The sequence below is a fragment of the Actinophytocola sp. genome (assembly GCF_035942955.1).
Taxonomy (GTDB): Bacteria; Actinomycetota; Actinomycetes; order Mycobacteriales; family Pseudonocardiaceae; genus DASYTH01.
The window spans coordinates 1-19,878 of the sequence record NZ_DASZCQ010000124.1; the positions used below are offsets into that span (position 1 = coordinate 1).

The 19,878-nt window shown below is 71.7% G+C and carries 23 protein-coding genes; 13 read left to right on the top strand and 10 right to left on the bottom strand.

Going from position 1 to position 19,878, the window contains the following annotated elements:
- The 4 genes from VGX25_RS12080 to VGX25_RS12095 all read left to right on the top strand — a co-directional run.
- Positions 1 to 898, top strand: an 898-nt coding sequence (locus VGX25_RS12080) for a sugar ABC transporter permease (protein WP_326917756.1), incomplete at its 5' end; no start/stop codon positions are given.
- Positions 895 to 1,734: a carbohydrate ABC transporter permease gene (locus VGX25_RS12085; RefSeq protein ID WP_414635777.1), complete on the top strand. Its 840-nt coding sequence runs from the start codon at positions 895 to 897 to the stop codon at positions 1,732 to 1,734. The genes VGX25_RS12080 and VGX25_RS12085, both read left to right, overlap by 4 nt.
- Positions 1,731 to 3,062: a beta-N-acetylhexosaminidase gene (locus tag VGX25_RS12090; protein ID WP_326917758.1), complete on the top strand. Its 1,332-nt coding sequence runs from the start codon at positions 1,731 to 1,733 to the stop codon at positions 3,060 to 3,062. Before VGX25_RS12085 ends, VGX25_RS12090 begins: the two co-directional genes overlap by 4 nt.
- A complete protein-coding gene (locus VGX25_RS12095) occupies positions 3,059 to 3,526 on the top strand; it encodes a nitroreductase family deazaflavin-dependent oxidoreductase (protein WP_326917759.1) in 468 nt (155 codons plus the stop codon). The genes VGX25_RS12090 and VGX25_RS12095 overlap by 4 nt, the downstream gene beginning before the upstream one ends.
- A gap of 142 nt (positions 3,527 to 3,668) precedes the next feature.
- Here the strand turns inward: VGX25_RS12095 and VGX25_RS12100 are convergent, their stop codons facing one another.
- Positions 3,669 to 3,953, bottom strand: coding sequence for a molybdopterin-dependent oxidoreductase (locus VGX25_RS12100; RefSeq protein WP_326917786.1), 285 nt, complete (start codon positions 3,951 to 3,953; stop codon positions 3,669 to 3,671).
- A gap of 3 nt (positions 3,954 to 3,956) precedes the next feature.
- Entirely contained in the window at positions 3,957 to 4,112 is a 156-nt protein-coding gene (locus VGX25_RS12105; protein ID WP_326917760.1) for a hypothetical protein, read from the bottom strand.
- Positions 4,113 to 4,150: 38 nt separating this feature from the next.
- On the opposite strand from VGX25_RS12105, the gene VGX25_RS12110 reads away from it, so the two are divergent.
- Entirely contained in the window at positions 4,151 to 4,714 is a 564-nt protein-coding gene (locus VGX25_RS12110; RefSeq protein WP_326917761.1) for a TetR/AcrR family transcriptional regulator, read from the top strand.
- A 10-nt stretch (positions 4,715 to 4,724) separates the two neighbouring features.
- A complete protein-coding gene (locus VGX25_RS12115; protein ID WP_326917762.1) occupies positions 4,725 to 5,000 on the top strand; it encodes a hypothetical protein in 276 nt (91 codons plus the stop codon).
- Between the two features lie 9 nt (positions 5,001 to 5,009).
- On the opposite strand, the gene VGX25_RS12120 is transcribed toward VGX25_RS12115, so the two are convergent.
- Both VGX25_RS12120 and VGX25_RS12125 read right to left on the bottom strand, forming a co-directional pair.
- On the bottom strand, positions 5,010 to 7,175 hold the full coding sequence (locus VGX25_RS12120) for a 3-hydroxyacyl-CoA dehydrogenase NAD-binding domain-containing protein (protein ID WP_326917763.1): 2,166 nt from the start codon (positions 7,173 to 7,175) through the stop codon (positions 5,010 to 5,012).
- A 12-nt stretch (positions 7,176 to 7,187) separates the two neighbouring features.
- The gene (locus VGX25_RS12125; RefSeq protein WP_326917764.1) at positions 7,188 to 8,402 is read right to left on the bottom strand and encodes an acetyl-CoA C-acetyltransferase; all 1,215 of its coding nucleotides are present in this window, start codon (positions 8,400 to 8,402) and stop codon (positions 7,188 to 7,190) included.
- A 102-nt stretch (positions 8,403 to 8,504) separates the two neighbouring features.
- On the opposite strand from VGX25_RS12125, the gene VGX25_RS12130 reads away from it, so the two are divergent.
- The gene (locus VGX25_RS12130; protein WP_326917765.1) at positions 8,505 to 9,674 is read left to right on the top strand and encodes a TetR/AcrR family transcriptional regulator; all 1,170 of its coding nucleotides are present in this window, start codon (positions 8,505 to 8,507) and stop codon (positions 9,672 to 9,674) included.
- Here VGX25_RS12130 and VGX25_RS12135 read toward each other — a convergent pair.
- Together VGX25_RS12135 and coaE are read right to left on the bottom strand one after the other, a co-directional pair.
- Positions 9,671 to 10,519: a class I SAM-dependent methyltransferase gene (locus VGX25_RS12135; protein WP_326917766.1), complete on the bottom strand. Its 849-nt coding sequence runs from the start codon at positions 10,517 to 10,519 to the stop codon at positions 9,671 to 9,673. The genes VGX25_RS12130 and VGX25_RS12135 overlap by 4 nt on opposite strands.
- 9 nt (positions 10,520 to 10,528) lie before the next feature.
- Positions 10,529 to 11,731 (bottom strand): dephospho-CoA kinase, encoded by a 1,203-nt coding sequence (gene coaE / locus VGX25_RS12140; protein ID WP_326917767.1) that lies wholly within the window; start codon positions 11,729 to 11,731, stop codon positions 10,529 to 10,531.
- Between the two features lie 138 nt (positions 11,732 to 11,869).
- On the opposite strand from coaE, the gene VGX25_RS12145 reads away from it, so the two are divergent.
- Positions 11,870 to 12,103: a hypothetical protein gene (locus VGX25_RS12145; protein WP_326917768.1), complete on the top strand. Its 234-nt coding sequence runs from the start codon at positions 11,870 to 11,872 to the stop codon at positions 12,101 to 12,103.
- Positions 12,104 to 12,164: 61 nt separating this feature from the next.
- Here VGX25_RS12145 and VGX25_RS12150 read toward each other — a convergent pair whose 3' ends face one another.
- Together VGX25_RS12150 and rpsA are read right to left on the bottom strand one after the other, a co-directional pair.
- Complete coding sequence (locus VGX25_RS12150; RefSeq protein WP_326917769.1) at positions 12,165 to 12,758, bottom strand: hypothetical protein; 594 nt, start codon at positions 12,756 to 12,758, stop codon at positions 12,165 to 12,167.
- 74 nt (positions 12,759 to 12,832) lie between these two features.
- A complete protein-coding gene (rpsA, locus tag VGX25_RS12155) occupies positions 12,833 to 14,329 on the bottom strand; it encodes a 30S ribosomal protein S1 (RefSeq protein ID WP_326917770.1) in 1,497 nt (498 codons plus the stop codon).
- A 196-nt stretch (positions 14,330 to 14,525) separates the two neighbouring features.
- On the opposite strand from rpsA, the gene VGX25_RS12160 reads away from it, so the two are divergent.
- The 5 genes from VGX25_RS12160 (at position 14,526) to VGX25_RS12180 (ending at position 18,819) form a co-directional block, all read left to right on the top strand.
- Positions 14,526 to 15,449 (top strand): class I SAM-dependent methyltransferase, encoded by a 924-nt coding sequence (locus tag VGX25_RS12160; RefSeq protein ID WP_326917771.1) that lies wholly within the window; start codon positions 14,526 to 14,528, stop codon positions 15,447 to 15,449.
- Between the two features lie 185 nt (positions 15,450 to 15,634).
- Positions 15,635 to 16,570 carry a GNAT family N-acetyltransferase gene (locus tag VGX25_RS12165; protein WP_326917772.1) on the top strand — a complete coding sequence of 312 codons (936 nt, stop codon included), beginning with the start codon at positions 15,635 to 15,637 and terminating at the stop codon, positions 16,568 to 16,570.
- 10 nt (positions 16,571 to 16,580) lie between these two features.
- Positions 16,581 to 17,042, top strand: coding sequence for a GNAT family N-acetyltransferase (locus VGX25_RS12170; RefSeq protein WP_326917773.1), 462 nt, complete (start codon positions 16,581 to 16,583; stop codon positions 17,040 to 17,042).
- 42 nt (positions 17,043 to 17,084) lie between these two features.
- Positions 17,085 to 17,585 (top strand): sigma-70 family RNA polymerase sigma factor, encoded by a 501-nt coding sequence (locus tag VGX25_RS12175; RefSeq protein WP_326917788.1) that lies wholly within the window; start codon positions 17,085 to 17,087, stop codon positions 17,583 to 17,585.
- Entirely contained in the window at positions 17,578 to 18,819 is a 1,242-nt protein-coding gene (locus VGX25_RS12180) for a hypothetical protein (RefSeq protein ID WP_326917774.1), read from the top strand. The genes VGX25_RS12175 and VGX25_RS12180 overlap by 8 nt, the downstream gene beginning before the upstream one ends.
- On the opposite strand, the gene VGX25_RS12185 is transcribed toward VGX25_RS12180, so the two are convergent.
- Positions 18,820 to 19,374: a hypothetical protein gene (locus VGX25_RS12185; RefSeq protein ID WP_326917775.1), complete on the bottom strand. Its 555-nt coding sequence runs from the start codon at positions 19,372 to 19,374 to the stop codon at positions 18,820 to 18,822.
- 61 nt (positions 19,375 to 19,435) lie between these two features.
- Complete coding sequence (locus VGX25_RS12190; protein ID WP_326917776.1) at positions 19,436 to 19,873, bottom strand: VOC family protein; 438 nt, start codon at positions 19,871 to 19,873, stop codon at positions 19,436 to 19,438.
- Positions 19,874 to 19,878: the final 5 nt, after the last annotated feature.

A 19,878-nucleotide genomic window follows, 5' to 3' on the forward strand; every position in this document is an offset into this window, starting at 1 on the left:
GTCCCGGCGTCGGCCCACCCGGCGCCGGGACGGCCGGGCCGCGGCGCTGTACCTGGCGCCGGCGGGCGCGGTGCTGCTCGCGCTGCTGGCGTACCCGATCTACCAGCTGGTGCTGATCTCGCTCTACGACTACGGGCAGCCGCAGGCCAGCGGCGCGGCACCGCTGGTGTTCCTCGGGTTGGACAACTACGCCGTCCTGCTCGGCGATCCGCAGTTCTGGGACGTGCTGCTGGCCACCGTGCTGTTCGCGGCGGTCTGCGTGGCCGGCACGATGATCGTCGGCACGGCGCTCGCGGTGCTGGCCAGCCGGGTGCGCCGGGTGCCACGGCTGCTGCTGTTCCTGGCCGCGCTGGGGGCGTGGGCCACCCCGACGATCGCCGGCTCCTACGTCTGGCTGTTCCTGTTCGACCCGGACTTCGGTCTGGTCAACGAGATCCTCGGAATGCCCGGCCATTCCTGGACCTTCGAGCGGTACTCGGCGTTCGGGCTGGTGGCCGCGGAGATCGTCTGGTGCTCGTTTCCGTTCGTGCTGGTCACCATGTACGCCGGGATCACCGCGATCGACCGGGAGATCCTGGAGGCCGCCGCGCTGGACGGCGCCTCGTGGACCCGCACCGCGACCGGGGTGGTGCTGCCGGTTCTGCGGCCGCTGCTGATGATCGCCACGGTCCAGTCGATCATCTGGGACTTCAAGGTGTTCACCCAGATCTACGTGATGACCAACGGCGGCGGCATCGCCGGGCAGAACCTGGTGCTCAACGTGTTCGCCTACCAGAAGGCGTTCGCCGGGGAGCAGTACGGCTTCGGCGCCGCGATCGGCGTGGTGATGACCGTGCTGCTCATGCTGATCACCGCGGGATATGTCCGGATGCGGCGGCGGGGCACGTGGGTACCGTGAGCCGGCGGCAGCTCGTCGCGGACGCGGTGTGCGTGATCGTCGCGCTGCTGGTCGCGTTTCCGTTGTACTGGATGGTGTTGTCGGCACTCAAGCCGGCGGGCGAGGTGCTGACCCGTGACCCGCGGCCGTGGACCGCGGCGCCCACTGTGGACAGTTTCCGGCGGGTGCTCGACGTGGAGAGCTTCGGGCGCTACTTCGTCAACAGCACGATCGTCGCCGTGCTCGTGGTGGCCTGCGCGCTGCTGATCTCGTTCCTGGCCGCGGTGGCGCTCACCCGGTTCGGCTTCCGCGGGCGCACCGTGCTGGTGGTGATGCTGCTTGTGGCGCAGATGGTCCCGGTGGAGGCGCTGACCATCCCGCTGTTCTTCCTGATGCGCTCGCTCGGCGACGTCGCGCCCGCGTTCGGCCTCAACCGGCTCGGCGCCCTCGTCCTTGTGCACCTGGCGTTCAGCCTGCCGTTCGCTATCTGGATGCTGCGCGGTTTCGTCGCCGCCGTGCCTTCGGATCTGGAAGAGGCCGCAGCTCTGGACGGCGCCGGCCGGCTCCGGTTCACCTGGCAGATCCTGTTCCCGTTGGTGGCGCCGGGTCTGGTCGCGGTCAGCGTGGTCGCCTTCATCCACGCCTGGAACGACTTCCTGTTCGCCAAGACGTTTCTCATCTCCGGAGTGGACAACCGCACGCTTCCGTTGGGGCTGCTGGTGTTCTTCAAACCCGAGGAGCAGGACTGGGGCGCGATCATGGCCGGTTCCACCCTGATGACGATCCCCGTGCTCGTCTTCTTCATACTGGTCCAGCGCCACCTGGTGGCCGGAATGGCCGGAGCCGTCAAGGGATGACGGGATTCGACGGCCTGCTCCCCCGCCCGGTCCGGCTTGCGCGTACCGACGCCGTGCTTCCGCCGGAGGGCTACCGCCTCATGATCACCCCGGACTCCGTCCACGTCGACGCCGCCGACGACGCCGGCGCCTTCTACGCCGAGCAGACACTGCGCCAGCTGCGCGGCCCGGACGCGTTCCGCGCGGCCGCGCTCCACAGTGGACCGACGCCGTTGCCGTGCGGGGTGGTCGAGGACTACCCGCGGTTCGCCTGGCGCGGCTGCCTGCTCGACGTGGCCCGGCACTTCATGCCCAAGGCCGCGGTGCTGCGCTTCATCGACCTGCTGGCCGTCCACAAGCTCAACGTGCTGCACCTGCACCTGACCGACGACCAGGGCTGGCGGCTGGAGGTTCCGGAGCTCCCGCTGCTGACGTCGGTCGGCGCCTGGCGGGCCGGGTCCTGGGTCGGCCGCCCGCCGGACGGAACTGTCGAGCACGACGGCCGCCCGCACGGCGGCTACTACACCACCACCGACCTGCGCGAGATCGTCGCCTACGCCGCCGCCCGGCACGTCACCGTCGTGCCCGAAGTGGACATTCCGGGGCACAGCCGGGCCGCGATCGCCGCCTACCCGGCGCTGGGCGTCGACGGCGCGCCGTCGAGCGTGTGGACCCGTTGGGGCATCAGCGAAACGGTGCTGTCCGACGCGGAGTCCACGATCGAGTTCTACCGCCGGGTGTTCTCCCACGTGGTCGACGTGTTCCCGGCCAAAGTGATCTGCCTCGGCGGCGACGAGGCTTCCGGCGGCCGGCGCCTGGTCACCGAGATCGCCGCGCACCTGATCCGGCTCGGCCGCCGGCCCATGGGCTGGGACGATCTCCTGGCCATCGACGACCTTCCGCCGGAGATGATCATCGGATGCTGGCGGTCCGCCGCCGTGTCCGGCCACGACGTCATCGCCTGCCCCGAGCGGTACCTCTACCTCGACCACCGCCAGTCCGACCACCCCGACGAGCCCATCCCGGTCGGCTACGTCACCACCGTCGCCGACGTCTACGGCTACGAACCCCCGCCGGGCGCTCTCGGCGCGCAGGCCGCCGTGTGGACCGAGCACCTGGACTCGCCGCGCAGCGTCGACTACGCCGCCTTCCCCCGCCTTGCCGCCTTCGCCGAGGTCGTCTGGAGCCCCGCGCCCCGCGACTACCCCGAGTTCGAGACCCGGCTCGCCGTCCACCATCTCCCCCGGCTGGACGCCCTCGGCGTCGAATACCGCCCGCTCACCGGCCCCCACCCGTGGCAGACCCGCCCCGGCGTCCCGGGCCGCCCGCGCTACCGTGACAGCTCGTGAAACCCCTGCACCGGCTTGCGCTCTACATCGGACGCCGGTCCTGGCTGCCCAAGATCGGCCCGCGACTGGTTTTCGTCGACACCGCGCTGCAACGCTGGACCGGCGGCCGGCTCGCGCTGTCCCGCCTCGGCGGCATGACCTCGGTGCTGCTCACCACCACCGGCCGCCGCACCGGCCTCCCCCGCGACACCCCGCTCATCGCCATCCCCGAAGGCGGCAGCCTGCTCCTGGTCGGCTCCAACTTCGGCAAGCCCGGCCACCCCGCCTGGTCCACCAACCTCATCGCCCACCCCGAGGCCACCATCCGCACCCGCGGCCACACCTTCCCCGTCACCGCCACCCTGCTCACCGGCCCCGAACGCGCCGAAGCCTGGCACACCCTGCTCAAGGTGTGGCCCGCCTACGACGACTACACCACCCGCTCGGGCCGCGAACTCCGCGTCTTCCGCGTCACCCTCCGCTAGCAGCCCAGCCCTGCCTCTCCACGGGCAGGGCTCCGGCAAGTCGCCCGAGATCGCCCGCTGAATGACGGCTGCGCCGCGCGCTGCGCCGCCGTCATTTCTACAGGACGATCTTGGCCCCGAAGTTGATCTCCGTGTCCCACCCCTACCCAGCCCCCATCTTCTCCTGGACCAGCGCGCTGGAGCGGTACCGGGCGCCGAGCGCGCGCAGCAGGGCCCCGCTGTACGCGCCGCCGAGGTGGTTGCCCTGGCCGCCCCCACCGTAGAAGAAGATCTTGTCACCGCCGTACGCGTCGCGCACGGCCGCCAGCCGGGCGGCGACCTCCGCGATCGCCGTGTCCCAGTCGATCTCCTCGAACGTGCCGTCGGGCTTGCGGCGCAGCGGCGTCGTCAGCCGGTGCCCGCCGTTCTGGTAGTGGTCCAGCCGCAGCGCCTAGTTGCAGGTGTGCCCGGCCGAGGACACGTGCTCCTTGTCGCCGCGGATGCGGGCGAGGCGGCGACCGTCGAGGGAGATCTCGATCCCGCAGTTGCACTCGCAGAGGATGCACGCCGACTTGTGCCACCCGTCCATGTCGATCCCCGTCGGCACGAATTAATATGACGACCAGCATAATCTACGATCGAACGGTGGCACAACGCATGACCCCGCGGGATCGCATGCTGCACAGCGCGGTCGCCCTTTTCCGGGAACGCGGCGTGGCCGGCACCGCCCTTTCCGACGTGATCTCGCACAGCGGCGCCCCCCGCGGCTCCCTCTACCACTACTTTCCCGACGGCAAGGCGCAGCTCGCCCGCGAGGCCACCGCCCACGCCGGCCGGCTGATGACCCGGTTCATCACCAAATCCATGGCCGCCCACGGCCCGGCGGGCGCCATCCGCGAGATCGTCGGGTTCTTCCGCCAGCAGCTGCTCGACACCGACTTCGCCTCCGGCTGCCCCGTCGCCGCCGGCGCCCTGGAAGGCGGCGACGCCCCCGAAGCCCGGCGGATCGCCGGCGAGGCGTTCGGCTCATGGGAGGCGGCCCTGTCCACCGCCCTGCGCGAGCACGGCATCCCCCGGCCGGACACCGTGGCGACCCTGATCGTCTGCGCCGTCGAGGGCGCCATCGTCGTGGCCAAGGCCCAGCGCAGCACCCGGCCGCTGGACCGGGTCGCCGAGGAGCTGACCACCCTGCTGCGCGCGGAAGGGTAGGTTCGCCGGTATGAGCGACAAGCCGGCGGAGGAACCCGTGGTGATCGAGGGCGAGGTCGTCGACGACCCCCCGCCGCCGGCGCCGGTCGACTACACCGACGCCGGCGTGCCGACCTTCGACTACGTCCGCGACCGGATCGAGAACCGGGCCGCCACCGCGGCCGGGACCACCGAGCTGGCCGACGAGACGCCGCAGGCCACCTCGCTCGACGAGCAGCTGGCCGAACGCGACCGGGCGGGACGCGAGCGGCTGGAGCAGATCCGCCGGTCGATGCGCGGCGAATAGTCGTCCGGGCTACTCGAAGATCTCGCCCTTCTCGGCCTTGGCCACCAGCGAGGCGGGGGGGAGGAAGTGGTCGCCGTAGCGTTCGGCGAGCTGGCGGGCGCGGGCGACGAAACCGGGTGGGCCGCCGGGGTAGCCGTTGATGTACTGGATGACGCCGCCGGTCCAAGGTGGGAAGCCGATGCCCATGATCGAGCCGATGTTGGCGTCGGGGACGGAGCGGAGGACGCCTTCGTCGAAGCACTTCACGGTCTCCAGCGCCTCGGCGAAGAGCATGCGCTCCTTCATGTCCTCGAACGGGATCTCGTGGCCCTCCTTGTGGAAGTGCTCGTAGAGCCCGGACCAGAGGGAGTCGCGCTTGCCGTCCACATAGGAGTAGAAGCCGGCGCCGGAGGAGCGGCCCTTGCGGCCGAACTCCTCGACCAGCCGGTCGATCACGGCGTACGAGCCGTGCTCGGGGAACACCCCGCCGGCGGCCTCCACCGCGGCCTTGGTCTCCTTGCGGATCTTCTGCGGCAGCGTCAAGGTCAGCTCGTCCATCAGCTGCAGCGGCGGCGCGGGGTAGCCGGCCTGCGAGCCGGCCTGCTCCACCGACGCCGGGTTGACGCCCTCGCCGACCATGGCGACGGCCTCGTTGAGGAACGTGCCGATGACCCGGCTGGTGAAGAAGCCGCGGCTGTCGTTGACCACGATCGGGGTCTTGTTGATCTGCTGCGCCACGTCGAACGCGCGAGCCAGCGCGGCGTCGCCGGTTCGCTGCCCGACGATGATCTCAAGCAGCGGCATCTTGTCCACCGGCGAGAAGAAGTGGAGGCCGATGAAGTCCTCCTGCCGCTTGACCCCTTCGGCGAGCCCGGTGATCGGCAGGGTCGACGTGTTCGACGCCAGCAGCGCGTCCGGCGCGACGATCCCCTCGATCTCCTGGAACACCTTGTGCTTGAGCGACTGGTCCTCGAACACCGCCTCGATCACCAGATCGCAGCCGGCGAGGTCCTCGGCGCGATCCGTGGGCTTGATCAGGGCGAGCAGCGCGTCGCCCTTCTCCCGGGTGGTCCTGCCGCGGGAGACGGCCTTCTCGGTCAGCTTGACCGAGTAGTCCTTGCCCTTCTGTGCCGCTTCAACGGAAACGTCCTTGAGGACGACCTCCATGCCGCCGCGGGCGCACACGTAGGCGATGCCGGCGCCCATCATGCCGGCGCCGAGCACGCCCACCTTGCGGGCGGTGTACTTCTCGAAGCCCTGCGGCCGCGAGCCGCCGGAGTTGATGTGCTGCAGGTCGAAGAAGAACGCCTTGATCATGTTCTTGGCCACCTGGCCGGTGACCAGCTCGACCAGGTAGCGCGACTCGATGGTCAGCGCCGTGTCGATGTCGACCTGGGCGCCCTCGATCGCCGCGGCCAGGATCGCCTTGGGGGCCGGCAGGTTGGCACCCTTGAGCTGCTTGCGCAGGTTTGCCGGGAACGCCGGCAGGTTGGCCGCGAAGGCCGGGTGCGACGGCGTCCCACCGGGGACCTTGAAGCCCTCGGCGTCCCACGGCTGCACCGGCGCCGGGTTGGCCTTGATCCACTCCTTCGCCCTCGGCACCAGCTCGTCCACGGTGGACACGACCTCGTCGATCAGGCCGAGCTCCAGCGCCTTGGCGGGCTTGTGCCGCTGGCCCTGCAGCAGCACGTTGAGCAGCGCGCTCTGGATGCCGAGCATGCGGACGGTGCGGGTGACGCCGCCGGCGCCGGGCAGCAGCCCGAGCGTGACCTCGGGCGTGCCGAGCACGCAACCCTTGACGTCGGCCGCGATCCGGTGATGGCAGGCCAGGGTGATCTCCAGGCCGCCGCCGAGCGCGGCGCCGTTGATGGCCGCGACCACCGGCTTGCCCAGCTTCTCCAGCCGGCGCAGCTGAGCCTTGATCTCGGTGATCCCGTCGAAGACCTGCTGGGCGTCCTCGCGGCGGGCGCGGATCAGGTCGTTGAGGTCGCCGCCGGCGAAGAACGTCTTCTTGGCCGAGGTGATCACCACGCCGGCGATCCCGTCGCGCTCGGCCTCCAGACGGTCCACAGTGGACCTCATGGACGCGACGTATGCGGAGTTCATCGTGTTGGCCGACTGCTCCGGGTCGTCCAGGGTCAGCACGACGATGCCGTCGTCACCCTTGTCCCAGCGGATGGTGTTTCGCTCAGTCACAAATGCTCCTTGTCAGATCCGCTCGATCAGGGTGGCCACGCCCATGCCGCCGCCGATGCACGCGGTCACCACGGCCCGGCGGGCCTCACGCCGGTGCAGCTCGTCGACCATGGTGCCGACCAGCATCGCGCCGGTGGCGCCGAGCGGGTGGCCCATCGCGATGGCGCCGCCGTTGACGTTGAGCTTGTCGTTGGGGACGTTCAGCTCCTGCTGGTAGTTGAGCACGGCCGAGGCGAACGCCTCGTTCATCTCGAACAGATCGACGTCGTCGACGGTCAACCCGGTGCGCGCCAGCAGCTTCCGCGTCGCCGGGACCGGGCCGGTGAGCATGATCGTCGGGTCGGCACCGGTGGTCGCGGTGGCCACGATCCGGGCCCGCGGGCTCAGTCCCAGCTCGGCGCCGACCTGCTCGCTGCCGACCAGCACCAAGGCCGCGCCGTCCACGATGCCCGAGGAGTTGCCCGCGTGGTGCACGTGGTTGATCTTCTCGACGAAGTGGTACTTCTGCAGGGCCACGGCGTCGAAGCCGCCCATGTCGCCGATCGCGGCGAACGACGGCGGCAGCTTGCCCAGGCTCTCCACAGTGGACTCCGGACGCATGTGCTCGTCGTGGTCGAGGACGGTGAGCCCGTTCTGGTCGACCACCGGGATGACCGACTTGGCGAAGTAGCCGCCGGCCCATGCCTTGGCCGCGCGCTCCTGGGACTGGACGGCGTAGGCGTCGACGTCCTCCCGGGAGTAGCCCCTGATCGTGGCGATCAGGTCGGCGGAGATGCCCTGCGGCACGAAGTAGGTGTCGTACGCGGTGACCGGGTCCATCGCCCAGGCGCCGCCGTCGGAGCCCATCTTCACCCGGGACATCGACTCGACGCCGCCGCCGATCACCAGCTCGTCCCAGCCGGCGCGGACCTTCTGCGCGGCCATGTTCACCGCCTCCAGACCGGACGCGCAGAACCGGTTGAGCTGCACACCGCCGACGGTGTCCGGCAGTCCGGCGACGATCGCCGCGGTCTTGGCGATATCCGAGCCCTGGTCGCCGATCGGGCTCACGACGCCGAGCAGAATGTCGGAGAGGCGGTCGACGTCCATGGTGGGATTGCGCTTGCGCAGCTCGTCGATGAGGCCGACGACCAGCGAGATCGGCTTGGTGCCGTGCAGTGAGCCGGTTTTCTTGCCGCGACCGCGCGGGGTCCGGATCGCGTCGTAGATCAAGGCTTCGGTAGACACGCGTCTGGTCCTCTCAGGCTCGCCAGCGAGCTAATACCGATTAACATGTTTCCACTTAATCGCTGGTTGTCAACGGATGTGCTCTCACCTAGCGTGTTAGACGTGCCTCACAGACCGGCCAATCGGAAGGCTCAGCTCGCCGACGCGGCGGCCGAGCTGTTCGGCCGGCACGGGTACCACGCGGTCAGCGTGAACGACATCGCCTGCGCCGCCGGCGTGACCGGGCCGGCCGTCTACCGGCACTTTGCCGGCAAGCGGGACGTGCTCGCGCACGTGCTGCGGACCGGGCTGGAGGTGTTCGAGCAGGTCAGCGCGGAGGCGCTGGCCGAAGGCGGGCTCGATGGGCTGCTCTCGGCGGTCGCCGGGCTGGTCGTGGAGCGCCGGGAGATCACCGCGCTGTGGCGCTGGCAGGGCTCGCACCTCGGCAGGCAGGACCAGGCCGCGATCCGGCGGGCGGGCGCGCGGATCATGGACCGGTGGTCGGCCGCGCTGCGGGAGAGCCGGCCCGACCTCGCCGCGGCGGACGCGGACCTGCTGTGCTGGGCGGCGCTGAGCGTGTTCGGCAGCATCTCCGTGCACCACCTGAGCCTGCCCCGCAAGCGGTTCGAGCGCCTGCTGGCATGGCTGGCCGCGGCGGTGCTCGACTACTCCGGTCTGCCCGCGCCCGAGCCGGCCTCGAGCGGCCCGGCCCGGCAGCGCACCCCCGCCTCCCGGCGCGAGGAGCTGCTGTCCGCCGCCACCCGGTTGTTCCGCGAGCGCGGCTACCACGCCGTGAGCATGGAGGACATCGGCGCGGCCGCGGGGATCGCCGGGCCGAGCATCTACCGGCACTTCGCCAGCAAGGCCGACATCCTGGTGGCCGCCGGCTACCGGATGGGCGACCGGCTGCACGTCGACGCCGACCGCGCGCTGCGCGAGGCGGCCGATCCGGCCGACGCCCTCGACCGGCTCGTCCGGTCCTATGTGGACACCGTGCTGCGCACCGGGAACCTGATGGCGGTCTTCGCCAGCGAGTCGATCAGCATGGCCGAGCGGGATGCCAAGGAGCTGCTCCGCATCCAGCGCTCGTACGTCGCCGAATGGGTCAAGCTCCTGATCGAGACCGCGCCCGCCCTCGACGAGCGGGAGGCCAGGGTGACCGTCCACGCCGCACTGACGATCGTCAACGACCTGACCCGCACCCCCCGGCTGGCGGCCCGGCCGGGCATCGCCGAGGAGCTGGTGGCGCTGGCCTCGGTGGTGCTGCGGGCCGCAGCCGCCGCGCCCGGCTAGCCCGCCACCTCGGCGACGGCAAGGCGGTAGAAGGCGTAGCCGGTGGCGGGCAGGCCGGTGCGGCGCCGGTAGTCGTCGGCACCGAGATCCTCGCGCGGGGACAGGCCGAAGCGCTCCAGCAGCGGGGCGACCTCGTGCGGGTGCAGCCCGAAGGTCCACGGCTCGCCGAGCGTGCGCACGTTGCTCATCATCTTGTCACCGCCGGGGAACGCGACGCTGCCGTCGAGCAGGCCGCCGTGGATGTAAGTGAACACCAGCGTGCCGCCCGGCGCGGTCCGGCCGATCAAGGCCAGCACCCGCTCGACCGCGTCGCGGGTGAGATAGTTGGTCACGCCCTCCCACACGAACGCGGTTGGGCGGGCGGCGTCCCAGCCGGCGGCGGCGAGCCGCTCGGCGACGTCGTCACGCAGGAAGTCGACCGCGACGTAGTGCAGGCCGGCGCGCGCCTCGGGCAGGCGAGCGCGCTTCTCCGCCTGGGTCCGCAGTCTGTCCACTTCGAACACCTCGGTGCCGGCCAGCTCCGGCAGCCGGTGCGCGCGGCAGTCGAAGCCGGCGCCGAGGATGACGAGCTGGCGGGTGCCGGCGGCGGCCGCGGCGCGCAGCACGTCGTCGATGATCCTGGTCCGGCCGATCGCGCTGGTGCGGGCGCCGGGCGCGCGGAAGTCGGCGTAGCGGGCGATGAGCGCGTGCAGCCGGGGCCGGCGGGCGAGCCGGACCAACCGGTTGAGCCCCGGGGACAGGAACCGGGTCGCGTACGGATCGGAGAACAGCGGCGGCCGCCGCCGCTCCACGGTCTCCAGCGCGCGGTAGAGCGCGACGTACTGGGCGGTCCTGCTGGCCGGCACGACGCCAGGTTACGGCGTCCCGGCCGACCAGCCGGTGCGCCGCGCCCACTCCGCCATGCGGGGGTAGACCTCGGCGAACCAGGGTTCCTTGGCGTCGGCGTACCGGGCGGTGCCCTCGTCGGTGGCGTACCTTGCGGCCAACTCGCGCTTGACCGCCAGGTACTCCGCCCGGATGTCCGGATCGGCGCGCAGCCAGTCGCGGAACTGCAGGGCGAAGCGCCAACCAGGGGAACCGTGCGCGCGCACGTGCAGGTTGGCCACGCGCCCGGGGTCGGCGGAGTTGTGGTAACGCCTGCGCCACTGCGCCGCGTCGGGGTAGGCGGCGTGCACCTGGTCCTGGTCGACGCCGGGGCGGAACACGAAACCCGCCTCGGTGAGCGGGTCCGCGACGGCGTCCGCGTCATCCAAAGTAGACACCGTGAGCTGGAGGTCGATGACGTCCTTGGCCGGCAGGCCGGGCACCGCGGTGGAGCCGATGTGGTCCACGCGCAGCGCCTTGTCCCCGGCCGCCCGCCGGATCCGTGCGGCCAGCCGCTCGGCCTGCACCGGCCAGGTGGGATCGGGGTCGTGCAGCCGAGGCGGCCCGTACCGGGCCCGGCGGCGCAGCCGGACGTTCGCCTCGTAGCGCACCAGGCGGTCGGCCCACAACGCGTCGACGGCGGCGAGGATCTCGTCGCGCGCGCCGGCGTTGTCCAGCCAGACGTCGGCGGCGGCGCGGCGGGCCTCCTCGGTGGCCTGCGAGGCGATCCGGGCCCGAACGTCCGCTTCGGACATGTCCCGGGCGGTCACCAGGCGGTGGACCCTGATCTCCACCGGGGCGTCCACCACGATCACCAGGTGGTAGTTGGGCGCAAGGCCGTTCTCCACCAGCAGCGGCACGTCGTGCACGACGATCGCGTCGGCCGGCGCCTCGGCCATCAGCTCGGCGGTCCTGGCGCCGACCCTGGGGTGCACGATCGCGTTGAGCCTCTTGCGCGCGGTGTCGTCGGAGAACACCGTCGCGGCCAGCTTCGCGCGGTCCAGGGAGCCGTCCGCGGCCAGCACGCCGGACCCGAACGCCGCGACGATCTCGGCCAGCCCGTCCGTGCCGGGCGCCACCACCTCCCTGGCCAGCCGGTCGGAGTCGATCACCACGGCGCCGTGCTCGGTCAGCCGACCGGCCACAGTGGATTTGCCGGAGCCGATCCCACCGGTCAGGCCAACGCGCAGCATGCCGGCATTCTGGCAGTCCGGTCCGCGGTGCCTTACCTCGACCGTGACTGATGGGGCTCGTGACACGCCGGGGGCTTGCGGGGTTTTGGCACCTTGATCGCCTAAGGTGCCCGCACCGGGCAATGACGCGGAGGGTGGATGGTGCGCAGGGGCAGGCGCGAAGGACGGCATCGGCTTGGCACGCCGGGATTGGTGCACTGCATCGAGCATCGGCCGGTAGCCGAGGCGCTGGCGGAGTACCGAAGAGGATGGTGGACGGCCATCACGGTGCCCGCCAGACACACCCTCGCCGGGCTGCGCCGCCGCGCCGCCACCGCCGCGGCCGAACGCGCCTGGGCCCCCCGTGAGCGGCTGGCGGAAGCGTTGGCATAGCCACGCGCCAACACACCCACGCCAGGGGCCAACATGGCGACGTCAGGGGCCAACACGCGGGTTAGGGGCGGGGGGTTAGGGCGTGGTCGGCCAGGCGGGCCAGCAGGGAGCCGGCGTTGTCGTCGGCGACCAGCGTGGGGACGACGGTGACGGCCACCGTGTTCTTGCCGCGGACGGCGACCAGGGTGCGGTTGGCGGGCGAGGCGAGCAGGATGCCGCGGCCCGCGCCGACCGCGACCTCGTTGACCACGGCGCCGGCCTCGCGCTCGGTCTCGACCGTGGTGGTCATGCGGCGCTGGGCGGCGGCGGAGTCGGTGTAGCCGGCGAAGGCGATCCAGACCGTGGCCTCCCGCCAGGTCTTGCCGGCCGGGACGCCGTAGTAGCAGTCGAGGCGGCCGGTGCGGCCGATCTTCGATTCGGGGACGCCGACGACGGTGAGCGTCTCGCCGGTGATCGCGGCGCCCAGGATGTCGGTGACCTCGGCCAGGGTGGCCAGACCGCCGCAGGTCCTCGGCACGGACTTGTCCGCGGCGGCCGACGGCGGCGCCGACGAGGTGAACGCCGGCACGTTCGGCCCGGCCGCGGGCGGGTCGTCTGTGCACGCGGACACCAGCGCCGTCAGCGTGGCGAGCACGGCGAGCATCGTCGGGCGCACCCCACAACGGTAAGCCCTCCGTGCGAGAAGGCCCCGCAGCCACACGCTGCGGGGCCCTTGTCCTCAGACGGCTCTTACAGGCCGCCGGACAGCTTCTCGCGGAGGGCGGCGAGCTGCTCGTCGCTGGCGAGGGTGCCGCCGGACTGGGCGGGGGCCTCGCTGCTGCTGGACGAGTAGTCGCCCTCGATGGTCTCGGCGTCGCCACCGCCGGACGCGCTGGCCTGGGCCTCGGCCGCCGCGGCCGCCTTGACCTGCTTCATGTGCGCCTCGTAGCGCTGGTGCGCCTCGGCGTACTGGCGCTCCCACTCCTCGCGCTGCTTGTCGAACCCGGCCTGCCATTCCTGGGTGTCCGGGTCGAAGCCCTCGGGGTAGATGTAGTTGCCCTCGGCGTCGTACTCGGCGGCCATGCCGTACTGCGTCGGGTCGAACTCCTGGTCCGGGCTGACCCCCTCGTTGGCCTGCTTCAGCGACAGCGAGATCCGCCGCCGCTCGAGGTCGATGTCGATCACCTTGACCATGACCTCGTTGCCGACCTGCACGACCTGCTCGGGGATCTCCACGTGCCGCTCGGCCAGCTCGGAGATGTGCACGAGGCCCTCGATGCCCTCGTCCACCCGGACGAACGCGCCGAACGGCACCAGCTTGGTGACCTTGCCCGGCACGATCTGCCCGATCGCGTGGGTGCGGGCGAACTGGCGCCACGGGTCCTCCTGCGTCGCCTTGAGCGACAAGGAAACCCGCTCGCGCTCCATGTCCACGTCGAGCACCTCGACGGTGACCTCCTGGCCGACCTCGACCACCTCGGACGGGTGGTCGATGTGCTTCCAGGACAGCTCGGACACGTGCACCAGGCCGTCCACGCCGCCGAGGTCGACGAACGCGCCGAAGTTGACGATCGAGGAGACCACACCCTTGCGGACCTGGCCCTTCTGCAGCTGGTTGAGGAACTCGCTGCGCACCTCGGACTGGGTCTGCTCCAGCCAGGCCCGGCGGGACAGCACCACGTTGTTGCGGTTCTTGTCCAGCTCGATGATCTTGGCCTCGAGCTCGCGCCCGACGTACGGCTGAAGGTCGCGCACCCGGCGCATCTCGACCAGCGACGCCGGCAGGAAGCCGCGCAGCCCGATGTCGAGGATCAGACCACCCTTGACCACCTCGATGACCGTGCCCTTGACCGGCTCGTCGGCCTCCTTGAGCGCCTCGATGGCGCCCCACGCGCGCTCGTACTGCGCGCGCTTCTTCGACAGGATCAGCCGGCCTTCCTTGTCCTCCTTCTGGAGAACCAGGGCTTCGACCTCATCACCCACGCTGACCACGTCAGCGGGATCGACGTCGTGCTTGATGGACAGCTCCCGAGAGGGGATCACCCCCTCGGTCTTGTAGCCGATGTCGAGCAGGACCTCGTCTCGATCGACCTTGACTATGGTGCCCTCGACGATGTCTCCATCGTTGAAGTACTTGATCGTCTTGTCGATGGCGGCGAGGAAGTCCTCCCCCGTCCCGACGTCGTTAACGGCGACCTGCTGCTTCGGCGCGGTGTCAGCCGGGACAGTTGTGGTGTCGGCGGTCATTAGGTAGGTGGCTCCGGTATGGACTCAATAGTTGGGATTTGCAGTTTGTGCGGCGCGGCGGGATAGTTCGCTTGCGTCACCTAGACGAACGCCACGCCCCCGCACAAGATTCCCCGCATGGGCAACCGACGGCAGCGTGAAACCACTGCGCGGCGGTATCCTACGCGGCCGCGAGAGTGCTGGGCAAACCCGGGGCATGCGCTTGCCGGCCGCCACGGCCAGCCGCAACGCTGCTATAACCGGCAGCGTGCAGAACGATCTCGGGTCGCATCCGAGTCGAGAGCACCAGTCGGGGCGGCACGCGCGGGCGGAGCAGGCGCTCGGCACGGTGAGAGTCGATCGCCGGCCGGTGACCTCCGCGGAGTCTGTCGCGGCCAATAGTGCCTGGTGGGACGCTGATGCGGACGACTACCACGCCGAGCACGGCGAGTTCCTCGGCGTCGCCGACTTCGTCTGGTGCCCGGAGGGCCTGCGGGAGGCCGACGCCGGCCTGCTCGGCGACGTCGCCGGGCGCCGGGTGCTCGAGGTGGGCTGCGGATCGGCACCGTGCGCTCGATGGCTCGTCGAGCGCGGCGCGAGCGCGGTGGGGCTGGATCTGTCGGCGGCCATGCTGCGCTACGCGGCCGCGGCCAACGAGGCCACCGGGATCGCCGTGCCGCTGGTGCGGGCCAACGCCGAGCGGCTCCCGTTCGCCACCGGCTCCTTCGACCTCGCCTGCTCGGCGTTCGGCGCGGTGCCCTTCGTCACCGATCTCGACGGCCTGTTCACCGAGGTGGCGAGGGTTCTGCGGCCCGGCGGCCGGTGGGTCTTCGCGGTGACCCACCCGATCAGGTGGATCTTCCCGGACGACCCCGGCCCGGACGGGCTGCGGGTGACCGGCTCGTACTTCGACCGGACCCCGTACGTGGAGGTCGACGGCGCCGGGCGGGCCACATACGTCGAGCATCACCGCACGATCGGAGACTTCGTCCGCGCGCTCACCGGGGCCGGCCTCCGGCTGGAAGATGTTATAGAACCGGAATGGCCGGAGGGGCACACCCGGGAGTGGGGCCAGTGGAGCCCGCTGCGCGGCGCGCTGTTCCCCGGCACCGCGATCTTCTGTTGCCGGAAGCTTTCGTGAGCGGAGCTTGCGGAGCGAACCATAGGCACTGCCCCGGCGCCGAGGAACGAGGCGCTGGGGTTCGCCAGCACCGAGGAACGAGGTGATGGCGTGAGCGCAGCTTGCGGAGCGAACCGCAGGCACTGCCCCGGCGCCGAGGAACGAGGCGGCGGGGTTCACCATTACCGAGCTTGCGAGGTGATGGCGTGAGGCGCGCGACGGACCTGTTGCTGCAGGCCCAGTCCGCGCGCTTCACCGGGTTGGATCCGATGCTGCCGGCCGCGGCCACCCCGCCGGACGGCGACGTGCTCACCGCGGCGCTGCCCGACGGCGAGCGGGTGGCCGGGGTGGTGGTGCGCACCACGCTCGAGCCGGGCTCGGTCGGCACGCTGTGGTCGGCGCTGGACGTGTGGGAGCTGCACCCGCTGCTCGGCATGGCCGGCGGCGCGGGCATGGAGGCGCTGCTGCGGGAGTGGCGGCGGGTCATGGCGCGCGGCAGCACCGGCCCGGACTCAGCCTGCGTGGTGACCTGGCCGGCCAGGGACGCCGAGGCGACAAGGGCGCTGCTGGACCACGGTTTCGTCCCGCTGTCGGCGATCGCGATCCGCACCGCGGCCCCGGCCGCGCACCGCCGCCCCGGCGCCGGCGGGCTGGTCATCCGCCGCGCCGGGCTGTCCGACGCCGACACCGTGGTCCGCCTCGAGCTCGCCGAGCTGGAGTACTCGGCGCTGGTCGGCGGCGCGATCAACCGCCCGGAGGCGACGCAGATCAAGCGCGCGTCGGTGCACCGGCACCTCGAGCGGGGCGACCCGGTGTGGCTGGCCGAGCGGGACGGCGTCGCGGCCGGCATGGCCCAATGCTGGCTCACCGAAGCCGAACCCGGCTCCTGGACGGCCATCCGCCTGCCGACCGGGCGGTGGGGCTACGTCAACTGCCTGTCGGTGCTGCCGGGCGAGCGCGGCACCGGAGTGGGCCAGGCCCTGATGGCCGTCGCACACCGGGAGCTGTACTCGAGGGGCGCGGTCGGCACGTTCCTCTACTACCACCCGCCCAACCCGCTCTCCTCGGTGTTCTGGGCCAGACAGGGCTACCGTCCACTGTGGATCACCTGGGAGGTCCGCCCGGCCGGCGCGCTGCGCTAGGTTGGCGATCATGGCGGAGGTCGTGCTGCGCGCGGCCCGTGCGGACGAGGCCGGGGTGCTCAGCGAGTTGGCGTTGCGGTCCAAGGCGCACTGGGGGTACGACGCGGAGTTTCTGGCCGCCTGCCGGGCCGAGTTGACGCTGTCGCCGGCGGAGGTGGCCGCGGGGCGGGTGGTCGTCGCGGAGGTGGACGGGACGGTGGCCGGGTTCTACACGGTGGACGGGGCGCCACCCGACGGTGAGTTGGGCAACCTGTGGGTGGATCCGCGGGCGATCGGCACCGGGCTCGGGCGGCGGCTGTGGCGGCACGCGGTGGGCACGGCAAGGGCGGCGGGGTTCACGGCGCTGCGCATCGAGGCGGATCCGCACGCGGAGGGGTTCTACCTGGCCATGGGGGCGCGGCGGGTCGGGCAGAGCCGGTCGGCGTCGATTCCCGGGCGGCGCCTGCCGCTGCTGCGCTTTACGGTGTCCTGAGGTCTCGGGAACCTGGGGGGTGACTCGTGCCTCTTGGAAGACGTGGGGTTGGCCGATCAGGAGTGGTTCGCGGCGCTGTACCAGTCGTGCTACCGGCGGTTGGTGCTGGCGACGTACGCGCTGACCAACGACCTCGGTGAGGCGGAGGAGATCACCCAGGAGGCGTTCGCGCTGGCCTACGGGCGGATGGCGCGGGTGGCGGCGGCCGACCAGCCCGAGGCGTGGATCCGTACCGTCGCGGTCAACCTGGCAAGGCGGCGCGGCCGGCGGCGGGCGATGCTGGACCGGCTCCTGCGCCGTGACCATCCCGAAGTCCTCGCGCCGGCCGGATCCGACGAGCGCCTCGACGTGCACCGGGCCATCCGGGCGCTGCGCTCCGAGCAGCGCGCCGTCGTGGTGCTGCACTACCTCGCCGATCTCCCGGTCGACGAGGTTGCGTCGCTTTTGGACATTCCTATTGGGACGGTGAAGTCCCGGCTGTCCCGGGCAAGGGCCGCGCTGGCCGCCGCGCTCGGCACCCCCGCGGAGGTGGACCATGCCTGATCTTGACGGTGAGCTCGGGCGACTCCGGGACAGGTTGTACGAGTCGGTGTCCCAGCCCGGTTTCCCCGAGGTGGCCCGGCGGTCCCGGCAGCGGATCTCCCGGCGGCGCCGGCAACTCGGCGCCGCGGCCGTCGTGCTGCTGATCGGCGCCGCCATTCCCCTGCTGCGCATCACCACCGAGCCGCCGTCCGGCGGGGGCGGGGGCGCGGCGTCGGTGGCCGGGGATGCCCCCAGCGGGGAGTACGTGGGTGACATCGACTTCGTCGACGACACCACCGGGTACGCGATCCGCCATTACTGCCAGCAGAACGGTCATTGCTCGGCGACCCTGCTGTTCACCGGGGGCTTCGAGCCCTGGGCGGTCAACCAGCTGCCGGCGAGCCTGCGGGACCGATCCGGCGGGTTGGGGTTGCAGGTACTCGGACCCCGCCGGCTCGTCGTCTACGAGCGCGCTGCCGGGGCGGGCGGAAAGCGTTGGTACAGCGGCGACAACGGACGGTCGTGGCAGGAGGTGCCGACCACCGTCGAGGACAGCGTCGACACCATCCGGCCCGGCACGGTCCTCGACGACGTGTGCGACACGGCGGACTGCGGCAGGACCAGCGTCGTGGTCACCCTGCCCTACTCCGGCCGGCTGGCCCGCCTCACCAGCCAGCCGCCGCTGGACCGGATGGTCCTCGACCGGGTCTCGGCCGCGGTCGACGGCAGCTGGTGGGTGTCCGGGCTCGTTCCGGACGCCGGGCGCTGGGCACTCGCGGTGAGCCGGGACGCCGGCCGCTCGTGGTCGGACACCGAGCTGCCCGACCACGAGGGCGAACCGTTCGCCGAGGTGCGGGTCTCCGTCGGGCCGGACGCCGTGTACGCCGTGGGTGTGGGCCGCGTGGGACCCGAGGACGAGGACGGGCTGATCGCGATATTCCGCAGCGCGGACGGCGGACGGAGCTGGGCGCAGACCTGGCGGGCCGACGGCGTCAGGTATCCGCGCACGATTGGGGGTGCCGCCGTCGCTGCGGCCGATGGGAGCCTGACCGTCTACTCGGCGGCCGGGGTGCCCTACGCCAGCAGCGACGGCGGCCGGTCGTTTACGCCGATCACGCCGGCGGGACCCACGGAGCACGCCTTCGCGCCGCGGTGGACCCGCGGTGGCTACCTGGCCGCGAAGGGCGCACCGCTGAGCATCGCGTACCGCCAGTCCCGTGACGGGGTGAGCTGGCGGGAGTTCGCCGTGCAGTGATCAGTGGTGCACCGGGTAGGGGCGGAACTCGCCGACCTGGTGGACCGCGGGCGGGCGGCCGTCGAGCGCGCGGCGCACCGCGTCCAGCACGCCGGCGGCGATCTCGGCGTGGGTCAGCCAGCGGGTGCGGCCGTTCTGCATGACGAAGCCGAGCACCACCTGCTGCGTCGGGTGATCCTCGAGCACCGGGTCCGGGCACCCGCCGAGCAACGGGTTGGCCGACGAGCTGCCGTGCACCTCCACCACGGGCGCGCCGGCCGCGAGCAGCGGGCCCACCGCGCGCAGCACCGACGGCCGCGCCGGCCCGTACACCCAGGCGACGAGCAGGTCGGCCTTGCCGCCGAGGGCCCGCTCCGCCCCGTCGGCCAGCCCCTTCGGATCCGACCAGTTGGCCTCCACCCACAGCGCCCGTGCGCTCCCCGCGCTGCCGGCCGGCGTGGGGATCGGGGCGTACCGCCGGCTGGGCAGCACGACGTGCCAGCCCTCGGCGAGCAGGGCCGCCGCGCACCCGGCCAACATCCCGGTACCGCCGATGACCAGGGCCCGCCGGGTCATGCACCCCTCCCTCGCTGCAGGTTCGGTGGCGCAAGGTTACCGCCGCGGGCACGAGGATGGCTCAGCCGTGCGTGGCGCGGCGCTCGGTGAGGCTGAACCAGTTGCCGGAGTCGTCGCGGAACACGGCCTCGATGCCGTACGGGCGCTCGGCGGGCTCGGACAGGAAGACCACCCCGCGCTCGGACAGCTCGCGGAAGGTCTTGTGGCAGTCGTCGGTCTCGAACGCGCCGGCGCCGAGCGCGCCCTTGGCCACCAGGGCCCGAACCTGGGCGGCGGTCTCCTCGTCGTGACCCATCCGGCAGTCGGCCAGGATGATCTCGATCTCCGGCTGGTCGGGCGGCCCGACGGTCAGCCAGCGGAAGCCCTGCCCGGCGCCCTCGAACCCCTCCCCCATGCTGACGTCGGCGCGCACCTCGAAGCCGAGCTTGTCGGTGTAGAACCGCTTCGCCGAGTCCTGGTCCAGCACGTACAGGCAGTTGTGCGACATCTTGGTGATCATGGCTC